Origin of the sequence: Notoacmeibacter marinus (assembly GCF_002238045.1) — a bacterium.
GTDB lineage: Bacteria > Pseudomonadota > Alphaproteobacteria > Rhizobiales > Rhizobiaceae > Notoacmeibacter > Notoacmeibacter marinus.
In genome coordinates, this window is the sequence record NZ_NBYO01000001.1 from 14,958 (window position 1) to 31,843 (window position 16,886).

The 16,886-nt window shown below is 63.9% G+C and carries 15 protein-coding genes; 6 read left to right on the forward strand and 9 right to left on the reverse strand.

Annotated features, from left to right (window positions below; genetic code table 11):
- Window positions 1-11: 11 nt before the first annotated feature.
- From B7H23_RS00070 to B7H23_RS00095, 6 genes are read right to left on the reverse strand one after another with little or no spacing between them, the layout of a single operon-like run.
- Window positions 12-869 (reverse strand): MaoC/PaaZ C-terminal domain-containing protein, encoded by an 858-nt coding sequence (locus B7H23_RS00070; protein WP_094075399.1) that lies wholly within the window; start codon window positions 867-869, stop codon window positions 12-14.
- A complete protein-coding gene (locus B7H23_RS00075; protein ID WP_094075400.1) occupies window positions 859-2,979 on the reverse strand; it encodes an acetate--CoA ligase family protein in 2,121 nt (706 codons plus the stop codon). The genes B7H23_RS00070 and B7H23_RS00075 overlap by 11 nt, the downstream gene beginning before the upstream one ends.
- The gene (locus B7H23_RS00080) at window positions 2,976-4,130 is read right to left on the reverse strand and encodes a thiolase (RefSeq protein ID WP_094075401.1); all 1,155 of its coding nucleotides are present in this window, start codon (window positions 4,128-4,130) and stop codon (window positions 2,976-2,978) included. The genes B7H23_RS00075 and B7H23_RS00080 overlap by 4 nt, the downstream gene beginning before the upstream one ends.
- Window positions 4,127-4,507 carry a Zn-ribbon domain-containing OB-fold protein gene (locus B7H23_RS00085; protein WP_094075402.1) on the reverse strand — a complete coding sequence of 127 codons (381 nt, stop codon included), beginning with the start codon at window positions 4,505-4,507 and terminating at the stop codon, window positions 4,127-4,129. The genes B7H23_RS00080 and B7H23_RS00085 overlap by 4 nt, the downstream gene beginning before the upstream one ends.
- On the reverse strand, window positions 4,504-4,950 hold the full coding sequence (locus B7H23_RS00090) for a PaaI family thioesterase (protein ID WP_094075403.1): 447 nt from the start codon (window positions 4,948-4,950) through the stop codon (window positions 4,504-4,506). Before B7H23_RS00090 ends, B7H23_RS00085 begins: the two co-directional genes overlap by 4 nt.
- On the reverse strand, window positions 4,947-6,119 hold the full coding sequence (locus B7H23_RS00095; protein ID WP_094075404.1) for an acyl-CoA dehydrogenase family protein: 1,173 nt from the start codon (window positions 6,117-6,119) through the stop codon (window positions 4,947-4,949). The genes B7H23_RS00090 and B7H23_RS00095 overlap by 4 nt, the downstream gene beginning before the upstream one ends.
- 87 nt (window positions 6,120-6,206) lie before the next feature.
- Here B7H23_RS00095 and B7H23_RS00100 point away from each other — a divergent pair, with 87 nt between their 5' ends.
- From B7H23_RS00100 to B7H23_RS00125, 6 genes are all read left to right on the forward strand, one after another.
- Window positions 6,207-7,001 (forward strand): IclR family transcriptional regulator, encoded by a 795-nt coding sequence (locus B7H23_RS00100; protein WP_094075405.1) that lies wholly within the window; start codon window positions 6,207-6,209, stop codon window positions 6,999-7,001.
- A gap of 6 nt (window positions 7,002-7,007) precedes the next feature.
- On the forward strand, window positions 7,008-7,928 hold the full coding sequence (locus tag B7H23_RS00105; protein WP_094075406.1) for an SDR family NAD(P)-dependent oxidoreductase: 921 nt from the start codon (window positions 7,008-7,010) through the stop codon (window positions 7,926-7,928).
- Window positions 7,929-8,085: 157 nt separating this feature from the next.
- Window positions 8,086-9,249, forward strand: coding sequence for an acyl-CoA dehydrogenase family protein (locus B7H23_RS00110; RefSeq protein WP_094075407.1), 1,164 nt, complete (start codon window positions 8,086-8,088; stop codon window positions 9,247-9,249).
- Window positions 9,249-10,343, forward strand: coding sequence for a CaiB/BaiF CoA transferase family protein (locus B7H23_RS00115; protein ID WP_094075408.1), 1,095 nt, complete (start codon window positions 9,249-9,251; stop codon window positions 10,341-10,343). The genes B7H23_RS00110 and B7H23_RS00115 overlap by 1 nt, the downstream gene beginning before the upstream one ends.
- A 2-nt stretch (window positions 10,344-10,345) precedes the next feature.
- Complete coding sequence (locus B7H23_RS00120; RefSeq protein ID WP_094075409.1) at window positions 10,346-11,185, forward strand: HTD2 family dehydratase; 840 nt, start codon at window positions 10,346-10,348, stop codon at window positions 11,183-11,185.
- Window positions 11,179-11,979 (forward strand): HpcH/HpaI aldolase/citrate lyase family protein, encoded by an 801-nt coding sequence (locus tag B7H23_RS00125; RefSeq protein ID WP_094075410.1) that lies wholly within the window; start codon window positions 11,179-11,181, stop codon window positions 11,977-11,979. Before B7H23_RS00120 ends, B7H23_RS00125 begins: the two co-directional genes overlap by 7 nt.
- Window positions 11,980-11,998: 19 nt before the next feature.
- Here the strand turns inward: B7H23_RS00125 and B7H23_RS00130 are convergent, their stop codons facing one another.
- The 3 genes from B7H23_RS00130 to guaA form a co-directional block, all read right to left on the reverse strand.
- The gene (locus tag B7H23_RS00130; RefSeq protein ID WP_094076764.1) at window positions 11,999-12,694 is read right to left on the reverse strand and encodes a fumarylacetoacetate hydrolase family protein; all 696 of its coding nucleotides are present in this window, start codon (window positions 12,692-12,694) and stop codon (window positions 11,999-12,001) included.
- Between the two features lie 489 nt (window positions 12,695-13,183).
- Complete coding sequence (locus B7H23_RS00135; RefSeq protein WP_094075411.1) at window positions 13,184-14,704, reverse strand: aldehyde dehydrogenase (NADP(+)); 1,521 nt, start codon at window positions 14,702-14,704, stop codon at window positions 13,184-13,186.
- 559 nt (window positions 14,705-15,263) lie between these two features.
- Window positions 15,264-16,826: a glutamine-hydrolyzing GMP synthase gene (gene guaA, locus B7H23_RS00140; protein WP_094076765.1), complete on the reverse strand. Its 1,563-nt coding sequence runs from the start codon at window positions 16,824-16,826 to the stop codon at window positions 15,264-15,266.
- Window positions 16,827-16,886 lie beyond the last annotated feature (60 nt).

Consider the following 16,886-nt stretch of genomic DNA (forward strand, 5'->3'; position numbering starts at 1 on the left):
GGCGCTCATCGTCAGCTTCTGCGCCGAAACAACCCGTTGCCGATCACGACCGTATCGCGTTCGACCGCACGGGTCCGGAAGGAGCCATCTTTCCATATTTCGGTGCGCAGCGTCTCGCCCGGAAAGACATGGGCCGTGAAGCGGGCGTCCATCGCGCCGAAGCGCTCAGCCTCGTAATCGCACAAGACGGCCAGCAGGGCGTGTGCGGCGCATCCGAAGCTGCACAGACCGTGAAGGATGGGCCGGTCGAAGCCGGCCTCCTGGGCAATGCGGGGATCGAGATGCAGCGGATTGGGATCGCCGTTCCAGCGGTAGTGGAGCGCCTGTTCGGGCCGGGTCGGCGCCTCGAAGACATGATCCGGCGCGCTGTCGGGCAGGCGATGCGGTTGCCTGACCGGCCCGTCCGGCCCGCCGAAGCCGCCATCGCCCCGCAGAAAGGTCGTGCCCCGGCAGGTCGCAAGATGCGTTCCTTCATCGGCGTCGCGAACCGTCTTCTCATAGTAGAGCAGCGCGCCCCTGCCCTCGCCCTTGTCGACCAGCCCGGTCACGCGGGTCTTGGCGATCACGGTTCCTTCGAGCGGGATCGGACGGTGGATCGTCATGCCCTGCTCGCCATGGACGATCCTGACGGCATCGACCCCGGTGGCCGGATCGCTGAGCCAGAAGCCGGGATGGCCCAGAACGTTGACGATGGCCGGCATGACGCGGCAATCATCTGACCGCGCACCGACATAGGCGAGCTGGCGCAAATCCATCGGGTCCTGTCCGAGACCGACCGAAAGGCCGTAGCGCGCCACCTCCTCCGGGCCGTAGGTCTGGCGGGCCTCCGGAATGTCGAAATTCATCAGATGATCGTAATCAATGGTCATCGGCGCCCGGCCTCCCGTCGCTCAGTTCGATGACCGCATCGAGTGCATATACCTCTTGCCCTTCGGGCATCGCCATCACGGGGTTTAGATCGATGGATTGCAGGCGTTTGCCCGCAGCCGCCGCAAAAACGGAAAGTCGCGAGAGCATCTGCGCCAAGGCGTCGATGTCGACCGGAGATCTGCCGCGCGCGCCCTGCAGAATTGCCCCACCGCGTATCGAAAGAATCATCTGGCGCGCGGCATCCGGACCGAACGGACAGGCTTTCACGGCCACATCGTCGAGCAGTTCGACGAAGATCCCGCCGAGACCGAACACGGCCACCGGCCCGAAGGTCGGATCGCGATTGATACCCATCAGGCACTCCACCCCGCCCGACAGTTGTTTCGCGACGAGAATGCCATTGATCGACGCATCCGGCATCTGCTCGGCTACGGCCGCGAGTATCGCAGCATAGGCCGCCCGCACCTCGTCCGCGCTGCTGATGTTCAATCGCACCGCGCCAATATCGGATTTGTGCGCGATGTCCGGCGACAGGATCTTCATCACCACCGGATAGCCGAGTTCGTCGGCTGCGTTCACCGCCTCCCCGGCGTCACGCACGGCGCGCTCCGGCGCGCCCGCAATGCCCGCTTGGGCAAGGATCGCCTTGGCGGCGGCTTCGTCCGGGCTGGCGTCGGGCAGGCTGACCGGCTTCGAAGGCGGCGGAGGTGACGAACGCTCGGCATTGCGCTCCGAACCGAAGCGCAAAACGGCATCGAGCGCGCGCACCGCGCGGCAGGGGTCGTTGAAGATCAGAATGCCCGCTTCGTCGTAGCGGTTCAGGATTTCCGGATCGCCCAGCGCGCAGAAGGCGATGATCCGGTCGGGATAGGCCCGGCGAAGCGGTCCCATCGCCTGCAGGATCGCATCCGCCATCGCCTCGCTGCCGGCAACATAGGTCAGGAAACAGAGCACCGCGCCGTATCCGCCATCCTCCAGCGCCGCATGGGTGAAGCTCTCCAGGAGGGACGGATCGTTCAGCGCCTGCGCCGTGCAATCCAGCGGATTGACCGCCGATGAGTAAGGCAGCAGTTCTTTCAGCTTCGCCTGCGCGCCATCGGGCATGGGCGGCATGGGCAGGCCGACGCGCTCGGCCTCGTCGCTGGCGACGATGCCCGCGCCGCCGCTGACCGTGATGATGCCGAGGGAATGCCGCGTCGGGAACACCGTCTTCGATGCCGCGTAGGCAATATCCATCATGGTTTCCGGATCGCGCAGCATGATCGCGCCGTGATCGGTCAGAACCGCATCGGCCACCACCGCATCGCCGGTGAGCGACGCCGTATGCGAAGCCGCCGCTTTCGCGCCGACCGCCGAGCGACCGGATTTCAGCGCCAGAACCGGTTTGCCGGCCTCTCGCGCCGCATCCAGCGCTGCAAGCAGCGCCGGCGCGTCGTTGACCGCCTCCATATAGGTGCAGATCACATCGGTCGTGTCGCTTTCGGCCATCCAGCGGATGGCGTCGGCGACGGTGATGTCCGCCTCGTTGCCGGTGGTGATCAGGACCGAGCAGCCGAGCCCCCGGTCGCGGGCCAGCGCGCCGAGATGGGCGCCGAATGCGCCGGACTGACTGGCAATGCCAATATTGCCGAGCTTCGGATAGCCGGTATCGAGCGAGGAGGAGAATGTGCCGAAATAGCCGGTCGCGACATTGTAGATGCCGAGCGTGTTCGGGCCAAGAAGCCGCATCCCGTATCTGCCGGCGAGCGCGACGAGTTCGCGCTGGGCCGCCTCGCCATCGGCGCCGGTTTCGGCGAAGCCCGCCGAGAACAGGGTGGCGGCCATGCAGCCCTTGCGGCCGAGCGCTTCGACCGTTTCGGGCACCAGTTTCGCCGGCACGGCGATCAGCGCCGCTTCCGGCGCTTCCGGCAGGGCGTCGACGCTGGCGTAGCATGGCAGACCCTGGATCGTCTCCCGCTTCGGATTGACCGGCAGGATGCGCCCTTCGTAACCGGCGTGAAGCATGGCGGCGATCGGCCGTCCGCCGATGCGCGTGACATCGTTCGTCGCGCCGATCACGGCAACCGAACGCGGCGCGATCAGACCATCGATATGCGGCAGGCCGGTCATAGCGTGGCATCCGATCCGAGGATGGCGGTGCACTGGCTGGACAATGTGCCGCCATTGCCGTGGCACAGCGCCAGTTCGCAGCCCTCGATCTGCCGCTCGCCCGCCTCGCCCCGGATCTGGGCGACCGCCTCGGCGATCAGGAACAGGCCGTACATGCCGGGATGGACGCAGGAAAGGCCGCCGCCATTGGTGTTGACGGCCAGTTCGCCGCCCGGCGCGATCCGCCCGTCCTCGACGAAGCGGCCGCCCTCGCCCTTCGGGCAGAAACCGAGATCTTCGAGGAACAGGATCGTGTTGATGGTGAAGGCGTCGTAGAGCATCACGAGGTCGAGTTCGTCACGGCCGACTTTCGCCATCTCCAGGGCGCGCGGGCCGCTTTCGGCGGCGGCCGTTGTCGTCAGATCCGGCATTGCGACAATGGAGCGGTGATAGTTCGCCGCGCCAGCGCCAAGGAAGTAGACCGGCTTGGCCGAAAGGTCCTTCGCCCGGTCCGCGCGGACCAGAACGCAGGCCGCCGCGCCATCGGTGACGAGACAGCAATCGGCCCTCGTCAGCGGGTCGGAGATCATCCGCGCCGACAGCACCTCCTCCTTTGTCAAAGGTCCGCGCGCAAACGCCTGCGGGTTGAGATTGGCCCAGCCCCGCGCCGCCAGCGCGACCTCGGCCAGTTGCTCGCGGGTGGTGCCATATTGCGCCATGTGCCGGCTGGCCGCCAGGGCATAGGCGGTGATCGGATGGCGCGGCCCGTAAGGCGTCTCATGCCATTGCGGTTCGCTCATCGAGACGAGTTTGCCGCCCGCCGTCCGCTGGTTGGAGCCGTAGCAGACGAGGGCCGCGTCGCAGAGGCCGGCCTCCAGCGCCAGCGTCGCCTGCAGCAGATGCAGTTCGAAACTGGAGCCGCCCACATTGGTGCTGTCGAAGAATCGCGGTTTCAAACCGAGATATTCGACGACGCTCATGGTCGGAAAGGCATGGCTGCTGGTCGCGGCGAAAACGCCGTCGATGTCCTGCAGCTTCAGCCCGGCATCCCGGACCGCAGCGATGGCGGCCTGGCCAAGCAGTTCCATCGCAGAAAAGCCGGGCGCTTCACCCATGCCGGCGGTCGCCATGCCGACGATCGCGGATTTACCGCGCATGGACGCGCCACTCATGCCGCATCCTCCTTCACCAGATCGAAGACGATGCGCGGGCCGTTGGGCGCCGTTTCGATGCGCGCCGTGACGCGCGCTCCGATGGTAGCGGTCTCGACATCCGGCAGGGTGGACATCATGCGCACGCCCTCGTCCAGATCGATCAGCGCGACGTTCCACGATCCGCTGCGGGAGCGGTTGACCGTGATGGCGTAGATCGTGCCGCCGCCGCCAGCCTCGACCCATTCCAGATCGGTGGCGCCGGACGGCGCGGCCACGCGCGGCCAGAACACATATTCGCCGGTGCTTCTGGCGCGCTGGATCATGAACCGGCCTTCGGCCAGATAATTCTCATAGGTGGCCTGAGGCCCCGCCTCGCGGCTGCCGAATGCGCTCATCGGTTCTCCTCCGTCTTTTCCGATCCGTCGTTCCAGCCCAGAAACAGATGGGTCTGCGAGGTCGCACCGACGGTCTTGCCGTCATCCCGCGTGATCGTGACCTGCAGGACCAGCGTCGCGCGGCCGACATGGAGCGGCTCGCTCCGGGCGGTCAGCGTGTCGCCGATCTTCGCCGGTCGTATGAAGTTGGTCTTCGCCTCGACGGTGGTGTTGGAAATGTCGGCCGGGCTGTTGATGAAGGCGCAGGTGCCCGCCGCCGTATCGGCCAGCGTCATCAATGCGCCGCCATGCAGCACGCCGTTGCGGTTCGCCATCTCTTCGGTGACAACCATCCGGCAGACCACCTCGTCGGGCGTGCATTTTGTGACTTCGATGCCGAGATGGTACGAAAAGTTCGATGCCGGAGGCATCTCTTCGACGCTGCGTGTGGGCCGCGCCGTCATGCCCGGCCTGCCCGCTGCGCCAGCGTTCGGCGGGCAATGACGAGCTGCTGGATCTGGCTGGTGCCCTCATAGATGCGCAGCAGGCGGATGTCGCGATAGAGCCGCTCGATATCGTATTCCGCCATGTAGCCCGCGCCGCCGTGGATCTGCAGCGCCCGGTCGGCAATGCGCCCGGCCGCCTCGGTACAGAAATATTTGGTGCAGGAGGCTTCGACGATGGCCTTGCCCTCGCGGTCGAAGGTCTCGGCGCTGGCACGGACCAGCGCGCGGGCGGCGTGCAGTTCCGCCTGGCAGTCGGCCAGAAGCCCCTGCACGAGCTGGTGTTCGCCGATGGGCTTGCCGAACTGTTTGCGCTCCAAGGCGTAATCGGTGGCGATATCGAGCATGCGCTGGCTCTGGCCCACCGCCATCGCCCCGACATGGATACGGCCACGATCCAGCACTTTCATGGCCGTGCGGAAGCCTCGATGCAGCCGGTCCGGCCCGCCGAGGATCGCGCTTTCGGGCACACGCACGTCGTCGAAGATCACGTCAGAGGTCTTGGTGCCGCGCTGCCCCATCTTGCGGTCGGGCGTTGCAACGGTGATTCCCGGCGTATCCGCCGGCACGATGAAAGCGGATACGCCATCGGCACCCGTCTTTTCCGGGTCGGTGCGCGCGAAAACGGTGAAGACGCCGGCGCGGACGGCGTTGGTGATGTAGCGCTTCGTGCCGTTGATGGCGAAATCGGAACCGTCCCGGAGCGCCGATGTGCGGATGCCGCCCGCATCGGAGCCATGATCCGGTTCGGTCAAGGCGAAGGACGCGATGATGTCGCCGCTGGCGATGCCGGGTAGCCATCGCTCCCTCTGTTCGTCGGTGCCGTCCATCACGATGCCCTGCGCACCGATCCCGACATTGGTGCCGATCAGCGAGCGGAAGGTGAGAGACGCGTAGCACAGCGTCTCGATCAGCCGCGCTTCCTGCGGAACATTGAGACCGATGCCGCCGAACTCTTGCGGGACCGACAGACCGAACAGGCCCATCGCCTTCATCTCGTCGATAATGTCTTCGGGAATGGCGTCCTCTTCCTCGACCCTGCGCTCCTCTGGAATAAGGCGTTCGCGAGCAAAACGGCCGACCGTTTCGACGAGTTGTTCAAAAACGTCGCTGTCCACTCCCGACATCATCTTCTATTCCTCCAAGGCACCGTTCACCGGCTATTGCACTAGCAAAGTCATTCTATATAGTAAATGTAATTCTGCCAGAGGAATAATATGTCCGACGATCACGGCCACAAATTCGTACCGGCAGTCCAGAACGCAACGCGCATCATGCGATTGCTTGCAGCCCAGGGTGAGCCACTGGGCGCGACGCAGATTGCAAGGGAGACCGGGCTGAACGTTTCGTCGGCTTTCAACATTCTGCGGACGCTCAGTCACGAGGGCATCTTGAGCTTCAACAGCGAAGCCAAGACCTATCGTATCGGCATGGGACTACTGGAATTCGCCGCGCCCTTGCTCGGCGCGAACCCGGCGGACCTGCTCCGGCCGACGCTGGCGGCCATCGCGCACGAACACAGGGTCACGATCGCGCTTTGGCATATTACAGGCAATGAGCGAATCGTTCTCATCGACCGCTTTACCGCGCCCAATATCGTGCAGGTCGTCATCGCGCGAAACAGCCGTCTGCCGGTCTTCGCCGGGGCGATCGGGCGCTGTTATGCGGCAATGCTCGGCCTTGACGAAGCTGCGACGCGAACGGGGTACGACACTGTACGTTGGCAGCAGGAACCGGGGTTCGATAGCTATTGGCAGGATGTGATCACGGCGCGGCAGACCGGCGTTGCGCGGGATCGGGAACAATTGTTCCGCGGTCTGGAAATCGTCGCCACGCTGGCGCGCGATGCCGCCGACATTCCACGGATCGGTATGAGCAGCATTACCATCGCCGGTCAGCATGACGAAAACAGTCTGGAGAAGGTCGCCGACGCCTTGACCGACGCAGCAGACCAGATCGAGCGCTGTGTCTTCGGGCGAAACGTCGCCGATAGCACACAAAAAAGAAAGTGAGGCACCATGTCTGTAACGAAACCGCTTGATGGAAAGGTCATTCTGGTCACCGGCGCCGGCGGCGGCATCGGTCGCGCCATCGCCATGGAGGCGGCCAAAGCGGGTGCGGCAGTCGTCGTGAACGATATCGGCGCGTCGCTCGACGGGCAGAGCCAATCCAGCGCCGCAGCCGACGACGCCGTTGCGGCCATCGAGAAAGATGGTGGCCGAGCCGTCGCCAATGGCGACGATGTTTCCAATCCCGATGGTGCGCAGGCCATGGTCCGGCAGGCGGCCGATGCGTTCGGGCGGCTCGATGCGGTGGCCAACAATGCCGGCATTCTGCGCGACAGCTTCTTTCACAAGATGACCTACGAGAACTTCGACGCGGTGGTGAAGGTGCATCTGTACGGCACGTTCAATGTCAGCCGGGCGGCGGCCGACGTGATGCGCGAACAGGGCTCCGGCAGCCTCATTCACATGACGTCGACCTCGGGCCTGGTCGGCAATCTGGCGCAGGCCAATTATTCGGCGGCCAAGCTCGGCATCGCCGCCCTTTCGAAGTCGATGGCGCTCGATCTGCAGCGCTGGAACATCCGCTCCAACTGTATCGCGCCCTTCGCATGGAGCCGGATGACCTCTTCCATCAAGGTGGACAGCCCGGAGCAGGAAGAACGCGTCAACCGCATGAAGGAAATGTCGCCGGAAAAGATCGCGCCGGTCGCGCTCTATTTGGCGTCCGACGATGGCGCCGACACCACCGGGCAGATTTTCGCGGTGCGCAACAACGAGATCTTCCTGGTGTCGCAGCCGCGCCCGGTGCGTTCGGTCCATCGCGGCGAAGGCTGGAATTTTGAAAGTGTTCGCAGCCACGCCATGCCGGCGCTGCGCGCCAGTTACATGCCGCTGGACGTCTCGGCGGACGTGTTCTGCTGGGACCCGATCTGAGCCATTCCGCCGGCGACAACCAGTAGAACGCCCTTGGCCTAGCCATATCGTTTCGGCATGTCTGTAAGGCCATTCAGATATTTGATTTATGCGATGCCGGAACGGATGATCGCGCGACGTTTTTTCGTTGCGAACCAGACCGTTCCGGGAGGCTGCATTGCGCCAGCAGGAGACAGACGATCACCAGGACATCCGGGACGCGGTGCGGGCGCTCTGCGCCGAGTTTCCCGACGAGTACCATCGCCGCATCGACGAGCAGCGCACCTATCCGGAAGAATTCGTCGATGCGCTGACGAAGGCCGGCTGGATGGCCGCGCTCATTCCGGAAGATTATGGCGGCTCGGGCCTTGGCCTGACCGAGGCGGCGGTGATCATGGAGGAAATCAACCGGGCGGGCGGCAATTCCGGGGCCTGCCACGGCCAGATGTACAATATGAACACCTTGGTCCGGCATGGATCGGAGGAGCAGCGTCGGACATATCTGCCGAAGATCGCGGCGGGCGAACTGCGCCTGCAGTCGATGGGCGTGACGGAGCCGACGACCGGAACGGACACAACGCAACTCAAGACCACGGCCGTCAAGAAGGGCGACAAATATGTCGTCAACGGCCAGAAGGTCTGGATCAGTCGGGTCCAGCATTCCGATCTGATGATCCTGCTGGCCCGGACCACGCCGCTTTCGGAAGTGAAGAAGAAATTGGAGGGGCTGTCGATCTTTCTGGTCGATATCGAAGATGCCATGCGCTCCGGCATGACGGTTCAGCCGATCCCCAATATGGTCAATCATGAGACGAACGAGCTGTTCTTCGACAATCTGGAAATCCCCGAAGAGAACCTTATCGGCGAAGAGGGCAAGGGGTTCAAATATATCCTGACCGGCCTCAATGCAGAGCGCACGCTGATCGCCGCCGAATGTATCGGCGATGGCTACTGGTTCACCGAACGGATCGTGAAATACGCCAGCGAGCGCAACGTCTTCGGACGCGCCATCGGGCAGAACCAGGGCGTGCAGTTCCCCATCGCCGAAGCCTATATCGAGATCGAGGCGGCCAATCTGATGTGCCGCAAGGCCTGCGCCCTCTACGATGCGGGCGAACCATGCGGCGCGGAAGCCAATATGGCGAAATATCTGGCTGCCAAGGCGTCATGGGAAGCGGCCAATGCCTGCATCCAGTTCCATGGCGGCTTCGGCTTCGCCTGCGAATACGATGTGGAGCGCAAGTTCCGCGAGACGCGGCTCTACCAGGTCGCGCCGATCTCCACCAATCTGATCCTCTCCTACGTCGCCGAACACGTGCTCGGCCTGCCAAGGTCGTTCTGATGCGACCGCTGGAAGGCATCAGGGTCGTCTCCATCGAGCAGGCGGTCGCCGCGCCGTTCTGCACGTCGCGGCTGGCCGATGCGGGGGCTGAAGTCATCAAGATCGAGCGGCCGGAGGGCGATTTCGCCCGCGGCTATGACGATGCGGCGAAGGGCCAGTCCAGCTATTTCGTCTGGCTCAATCGCGGCAAGACCTCCGTGACGCTCGATCTCGTTTCGCCGGGCGGCGAGGCCGAACTGGCGCGTCTGATTGCCGATGCGGACATCGTGGTGCAGAATCTCAAACGCGGGGCGCTTGAGCGGCTCGGTTTCGATTTCGACCGGCTGACGAAAGACGATCCGAAACTGATCTGCTGTTCGATATCCGGCTATGGTGAAAACGGGCCAATGGCTGATCGCAAAGCTTACGATCTGCTCGTCCAGGCCGAATCCGGCCTGTGCTCGATCACTGGCGGGCCGTCTGAGCCCTCCCGTGTCGGCATTTCGCTCGTCGATATCGCAACCGGAGCCACCGCCCATTCGGCCATTCTCGAAGCGCTTGTCCGGCGCGGCGCGACCGGCAAGGGCGCCAACATCTCCATTTCAATGTTCGATGTGATGGCCGATTGGCTGACGGTGCCGCTTCTCAACCATGAGGGCGGACGCACTCCGCGACGGATCGGCATGGCGCATCCCTCCATCGCGCCTTACGGCGTCTTCACCGCCAGGGACGGCATGCAGATCCTGCTTTCGGTGCAGAGCGACCGCGAATGGAAAAAGCTCTGCGCGATCTTTCTGGGCGCGCCGGATCTCGGAACGGACCCGCGTTTCGCCACCAATGTCGCGCGGATGGAGCGGCGCGCCGAGACCGATGCGCTCGTTGCCGAAGGTTTTGCCCGGCGAAGCGGCGAAGAGGCGATGGCCGCGCTGATCGAGGCGGATGTCGCGCTGGCAGCCGTCAACGACATGGCGGGACTTTCCGTCCATCCTCATCTGCGGCGGATCAGCGTCGACACGCCGAACGGGCCGGTGTCCTACCCGGCGCCGGCGCCGGTCTGGCAGGACGATACGCCCGAATACGGGCCGGTGCCCGCGCTCAAGCCGCTGGAAAGGTAGCCATGGAAATCGATCTGGATCATCTGCGCGGATGGATCGGACGGGAGGAAACGGCCTCGGAAGTGCTGACAGCTGCCCTGGTCGCGCGGTTCAACGCCACGCTGGACCGCGAAGGCCCGACGCAGGACGGCGCGGATGCGCCGCTCCTCATCCATCTGTGTCTGTGCCAGCCCGCCGTGCCGACGTCCACGCTGGGGGCGGACGGCCATCCGCCGCGCGGCGGCTTTCTGCCACCAGTCGCCCTGCCCCGCCGCATGTGGGCCGGTGGAGACTTCACGTTCCATTCCGCGCCGCGCATCGGCGAAACGGTGACGCGCCGGTCCGTGATCGACGATCTGACGGTCAAGGAGGGCCGCTCCGGCACGCTCTGCTTCGTCAGGGTCGTCCATCACATCGCGTCCGACGGTCGGGCGGTCGTCACGGAACGTCAGGACATCGTCTATCGCGGTGCCGACAAGGCCACCGGCGAAGGCAAGGCCGCCGCGCCCGCGGCTGGCCAGGGCGAGGCGCACCGCAGGATCGCCGCCTCCCCGATCCTGCTCTTCCGCTACTCCGCGCTGACCTTCAACAGCCACCGCATTCATTACGACGAGCCCTATGTCACCGGGGTCGAGCACTATCCGGGTCTCGTCGTCCATGGCCCCCTACAGGCGATGCTGCTCGCGCAATATGCCGAAGAACTCAAGGGGCGCGCCCCGGCGCAATACAGCTTCCGCAGTGCCGCGCCGATTTTTGCCGGCGTCGACTTTGCGATCAATGCGGATGAGAACGGCGACGCGCTCCGGCTCTGGACGGCGTCAACGGGCGGTCCCATCGCCATGGAAGCACGAGCCGAATGGTAGATATTGCCGCGATCCGCGCGCCGCTCTTCGTGCCGGCCAATCGGCCGGACCGATTCGTCAAGGCGGCGAGTTCGAAAGCCGACGCGGTCATTCTCGACCTCGAAGACGCGGTGGCTGCCTCCGAGAAGGATGCGGCGCGGGACGCGCTTCGCACCGATTTCACGGACAAGCCCGTGATCGTCCGCATCAACGCCATCGGCACGCCCTGGCACGATGCCGACATCATCGCGGTCGGCCATTTGCCAGTTGCAGCGGTCATTCTGCCGAAAGCCGAAATCCCCTCCACCGTCATGGCCGTGAGCTATATGCTGGGTGGCGATATCCCCCTCCTGCCGCTGATCGAGACCGCGAATGGTCTTGCCAATGCACGATCCATCGCAGCGCTGCCCGGTGTCAGCCGGCTGGCCTTCGGCTCCATCGATTTCTGTGCCGATATCGGATGCGACCACCGGCAGGACATTTTGCTGCCGGCGCGGTTCGAACTCGTTCTGGCGTCGCGCCTTGCCGGCATTGCCGCGCCCATCGATGGCGTGACGGCGCAGTTCGACGACGATGTCCGGACCCATCACGAGGCTCTCCACGCAGCGGCGCTCGGCATGACCGGCAAGCTCTGCATTCACCCCCGGCAGGTCGGCGAGGTGATGCGCGCCTTTCTGCCGTCCGATGCCGAGATCGCCTGGGCGCGACGGGTTGTCGCTTCGGGAGACGGGGCCGCGTCAGTGGATGGGGAGATGATCGACGAGCCGGTGCGTCTGCGCGCACGATCCATTCTCGCCCGCGCCGAGACGGAGTGAGAACGTATGAGTGAACCGGCTATTCTGCTGGGCCGATGGTCAATTCGATGTCCGGCAATCCGTCGATCCCACCGCGAATAACGTCGCCCGGTTTAACCGGGCCGACGCCGGCGGGCGTGCCGGTGTAAACGAGATCGCCCGGCGCGAGATGGTAGAAGCGCGACAGATGTTCGACGATCGCCACTGGCGGATGGATGAGATCGCTTAAATGCGCGTCCTGCCTGATCTCGCCATTGACGGAGAGCCAGATTCGCTGCGGGCCGATCTCGCCGAACTCGGATGCGGCGACGAGCCCCGTCATCACGGCCGAGTTTTCGGCGTTCTTGCCGATATCCCAGGGCCGCTGCTTGGCGCTGTTCGCCTTCTGCAGATCACGGCGGGTCATGTCGAGGCCGCAGCCATAACCCCAGATCGCATTTTCGGCCTCGCTTTCGTCGCCCCGAAAGACGGGCGCGCCGATGGCAACCACCAGCTCCATCTCGTAATGATAGTTTTCCGTGCCAGGCGGATAGGGCACGGTCGCGCCGGACGGCACAAGCGATTGTGCGTCCTTCATGAAGTAGAAGGGCGCTTCCCGGTCCGGCTCCGCGCCCATTTCCCTAGCATGATCGGCATAGTTCCGACCGACGCAGAAAATGCGGTGAACGGGATAGAGATCGTCGCCCCGCGCCGAAACCGTCGGATATTCGGGTGAATCGAACAGTCGCCGGGCCATGCGGTCGTCCTCCATTGCAGGCGAGAAACTCAGAGCGGAAGGACTGCCGCCGGTCATTACCAACCGAGATCTCGCGAACCATAAGATTTTGACTTTACTTCAAAATCTTCAGATTTCCAGCCAGACGCCCCTCAATGAACCGCCAATTTGTTGGAATATTGCGTTTGAAAGGGCGTCTTCTGACCGACGCGAAACGAAAAGCCTGTGAACTCTCAACATCTATCGGTCGTTTCACGATTGCCGAAGAATGACAATTACCAAAGCCACCAACACCTGGAAGGTCGAGTAGGCGGATATGACGACGGCCAACAGGGCGATGGCGACTCAAAGCACGTCTCTGCGGATCGATACATCGCCGTGGATGCCGGACACGATAGCCAGAAATCACCGCGCCTAATCTTCGCGCCGACTGCGACCGCGGTCGCAGCGCTGGCCGGACATGCACCGCAACCCTGCGACAAGGCTCCGATCGCGAGGGTGCCCCCGCCTTCACATGCCTGCGAGATCGGCCGGCAGAAGCGCCTCGGGAATGTTCTGGTAGCAGACCGGGCGCAGGAAGCGACGGATCGACAATGTCCCGACCGAGGTGGCGCCAAAGTTTGTGCTGGCCGGATAAGGACCGCCATGAACCATGGAATCGCAGACCTCGACCCCCGTCGGGAAACCGTTGGCCAGCACGCGGCCCGCCATGCGCTCAAGCACGGGCAGCAGTTCACGGCCCAGGTCGATGTCGCCATCATCCATCTGGAGCGTTGCGGTCAGCTGTCCCTTGAAGCTGGAGGCGATGTCGACCATCTGCGTCGCGTCCTTGACACGTATCACCAGGCCAAGCGGGCCAAAGACTTCCTCGGACAGCTCCTCATCAGACAACCAGTCGGCGGCCGATACCTGGAAGAGATAAGGCGCAGCGCTACGGCCTTCGCAAGAGTTGTTCAGTAGGGATGACACCCCCGCTCCTTCGGATATGCGGCGGGCACCGTCCCGAAAGGCATCCGCCATGCCATCGGTCAGCATGGTCTGCGCTGTGATTGCCGTCAGGCTCTCGACCGCCGCGGCAATAAAGGCATTGGCTTCGGGTCCGTCGACTATGACAGCGACACCGGGGTTCGTGCAGAACTGCCCGACACCCATGGTCAAGCTGCCGGCCCAGCCGGCACCAAGCTCCGCCCCGCGCTCTACGGCGGCATTCGGCAGGACGAACATCGGATTAACGCTGCCGAGTTCACCGTAGAACGGAATCGGCTCGGAACGTGCGGCGCACAGATCATAGAGCGCACGCCCGCCACCAAGGCTGCCGGTGAACCCAACCGCTTTGATGCGCGGATCCGTCACAAGCGCGGCACCCACATCACGACTGCCGCCCTGTACAAGGCTGAAAATGCCGGCAGCCATACCCAAATTGTCCAGCGCAGCAACGATCGCCTCGGCCACAATCTCGCTGGTGCCCGGATGAGCGTCGTGCCCCTTCACGACGACCGGACAGCCTGCAGCCAGCGCAGCGGCGGTATCTCCTCCGGCCACCGAAAAGGCGAGCGGGAAGTTCGATGCGCCAAAAACGGCCACCGGGCCGACCGGACGCTGCATCATTCGCAGATCGGGGCGCGGGAGAGGCTGGCGGTCGGGTATCGGTTCGTCATGGCGACGGTCGAGATATGCGCCGTCGCGGATATGCGCTGCAAAGAGACGCAACTGGCCGGTGGTGCGGCCGCGCTCGCCTTCGAGCCGGGCGGCAGGCAAACCGGTTTCTGCGGTGCCGATCTCAGTGATCTGGTCGCCACGGGCGTCGATCTCGTCAGCAATAGTTTCGAGGAGCCTGGCGCGCTCTTCGCGCGGGGTCGCGGCGAAGCCTGGGAAAGCTGCGCTCGCGGCGGCGCATGCCTCCGCCACCAGTTCCGGCGTGCCGACCGCGTATTCGAAAGCTTCACCGCTGACCGGCGCGGAGGAGAATTTGAGATCTGCGCCGATCCACTTGCCGGCGATCAAGTGGTTTCCCTGAGGAATGAAGGTCATGCTTACCGTCCTGTCTCTTCGCGCCATGCGTTGTCTTCGTTCAGGCTTTCCTGATCAGTGCCCGGATAAAGCCCGATAATCGCTGCATCGCCATCGACCTGCTCGAACACGACATCCTCTTAGGCTGTCATCTCAGTGCACATTGTTTGGCAAGATGGACCGCAACCACCATCACGCCCTCGCTATCGCACAGCATCGCGTCATCAGGGAAGACGGACGCATTGTCGCACCGGCTTGGCCCGTCGATTTCGATTGCTTCATGTAGCGTCATATTGGTGGACGCCGAGGGGCAGGCGAAACGGGGCTGCATGCCGAGCGTACCGGCGCCTCCCGCATCGCGCGGTGCGAGAACACTCCCTCCATACCGCGCTTTTGCAGCCGGGTGATAAGGATCGAACCAACAGTTGCGGTGCGGCAATGCTAACGTCGATTCGTCGGCACCGCAGGCAAAAACGCCCTATAGCCCCCCGTCATCAATGTATAGGCACAACCGCTAAATTGTTTTATTCCAATGAGTTATGTCGTAAACTTCCTCACGCCAGCCCTAATTGGAAAATCGCTATTCCCACTCGATCGTGCCAGGGGGTTTTGAGGTCACGTCATAGACCACGCGGTTAATGCCGCGCACCTCGTTGATGATGCGCGTCGCCGCCGAACCGAGAAACTCCATGTCGAACGGGTAGAAATCCGCCGTCATGCCATCGACGGAGGTCACCGCCCGCAGCGCACAGACATATTCATAGGTCCGCCCGTCGCCCATCACGCCGACGGTCTGGACCGGCAGCAGCACGGCGAAAGCCTGCCAGATCGCGTCATAGAGTCCGGACTTACGGATCTCGTCGAGATAGATGGCGTCGGCTTCCTGCAGGATACGGATCTTCTCGCGCGTCACGCCACCCGGCAGGCGAATTGCCAGGCCCGGACCGGGGAAGGGATGGCGACCGATGAAACTATCCGGCAGGCCGAGTTCCTTGCCCAGTTCGCGCACCTCGTCCTTGAAGAGTTCGCGCAGCGGCTCGACGAGCTGCATGTTCATGCGCTCGGGTAGCCCGCCGACATTGTGATGGCTCTTGATCGTGACCGACGGCCCGCCGGTGAAGGAGACGCTCTCGATGACGTCGGGATAGAGCGTGCCCTGGGCCAGAAAATCGGCGCCGCCCACTTTCTTCGCCTCGTCCTCGAAAACATCGATGAAGAGCCTGCCGATGGTCTTGCGCTTCTTCTCCGGATCGGCCTCGCCTTCCAGCGCGCCGATGAAGGTGTCGGAGGCGTCCACATGGACGAGCGGGATGTTGTAATGCTCGCGGAACATGGCGACGACTTCCGCCGCCTCGTTCTTCCGCATCAGCCCGTGATCGACGAGAATGCAGGTGAGCTGATCGCCGACCGCCTCGTGAATGAGCATGGCCGCAACGGACGAATCCACGCCGCCGGACAGGCCGCAGATCACCTTGCCGTCGCCCACCTGTTCGCGGATCGCGGCGATGGCCTGATCCTTGTAGGCGGCCATCGTCCAGTCGCCCTTCAGCCCGGCGATCTTGTGCACGAAGTTCGACAGCAGCTTCGCGCCGTCCGGCGTATGCACAACCTCAGGATGGAACTGGACGGCATAGTAATGGCGCGCCTCGTCGGCCGTTGCCGCCAGCGGCGCATTGGGCGACGCGGCGATCACCTCGAACCCGTCCGGCAGCCTGGTCACGCGGTCGCCATGGCTCATCCAGACCTGGTGCTTCTGGCCGGTCTCCCAGACGCCATCGAAAAGCGGCGAGGCCTTCAGCACTTCGACGAAGGCGCGGCCGAACTCACGATGATGGCCGCTCTCGACCGCCCCGCCGAGCTGGGCGCACATGGTCTGCTGGCCGTAGCAGATGCCCAGAACCGGCACGCCGCTGTCGAAAACGATCTGCGGGGCGCGGGGGCTGTCCATGTCGACCGTGGAAGCGGGCCCGCCGGACAGGATCACCGCCTTCGGTTTCAACCTGCGGAAGCCGTCTTCAGCGCTCTGGAACGGCACGATCTCGGAATAGACGCCGGCCTCGCGGACGCGGCGCGCGATCAGCTGCGTCACCTGGCTGCCGAAGTCGACGATCAGAACGGTATCGGGATGGACTGTCTCGGTCATGGCAAGGCCGTATCCGATCGGCAACGAAGGTGCAATGCGTTCGGCATCGGCGAAAGCAAG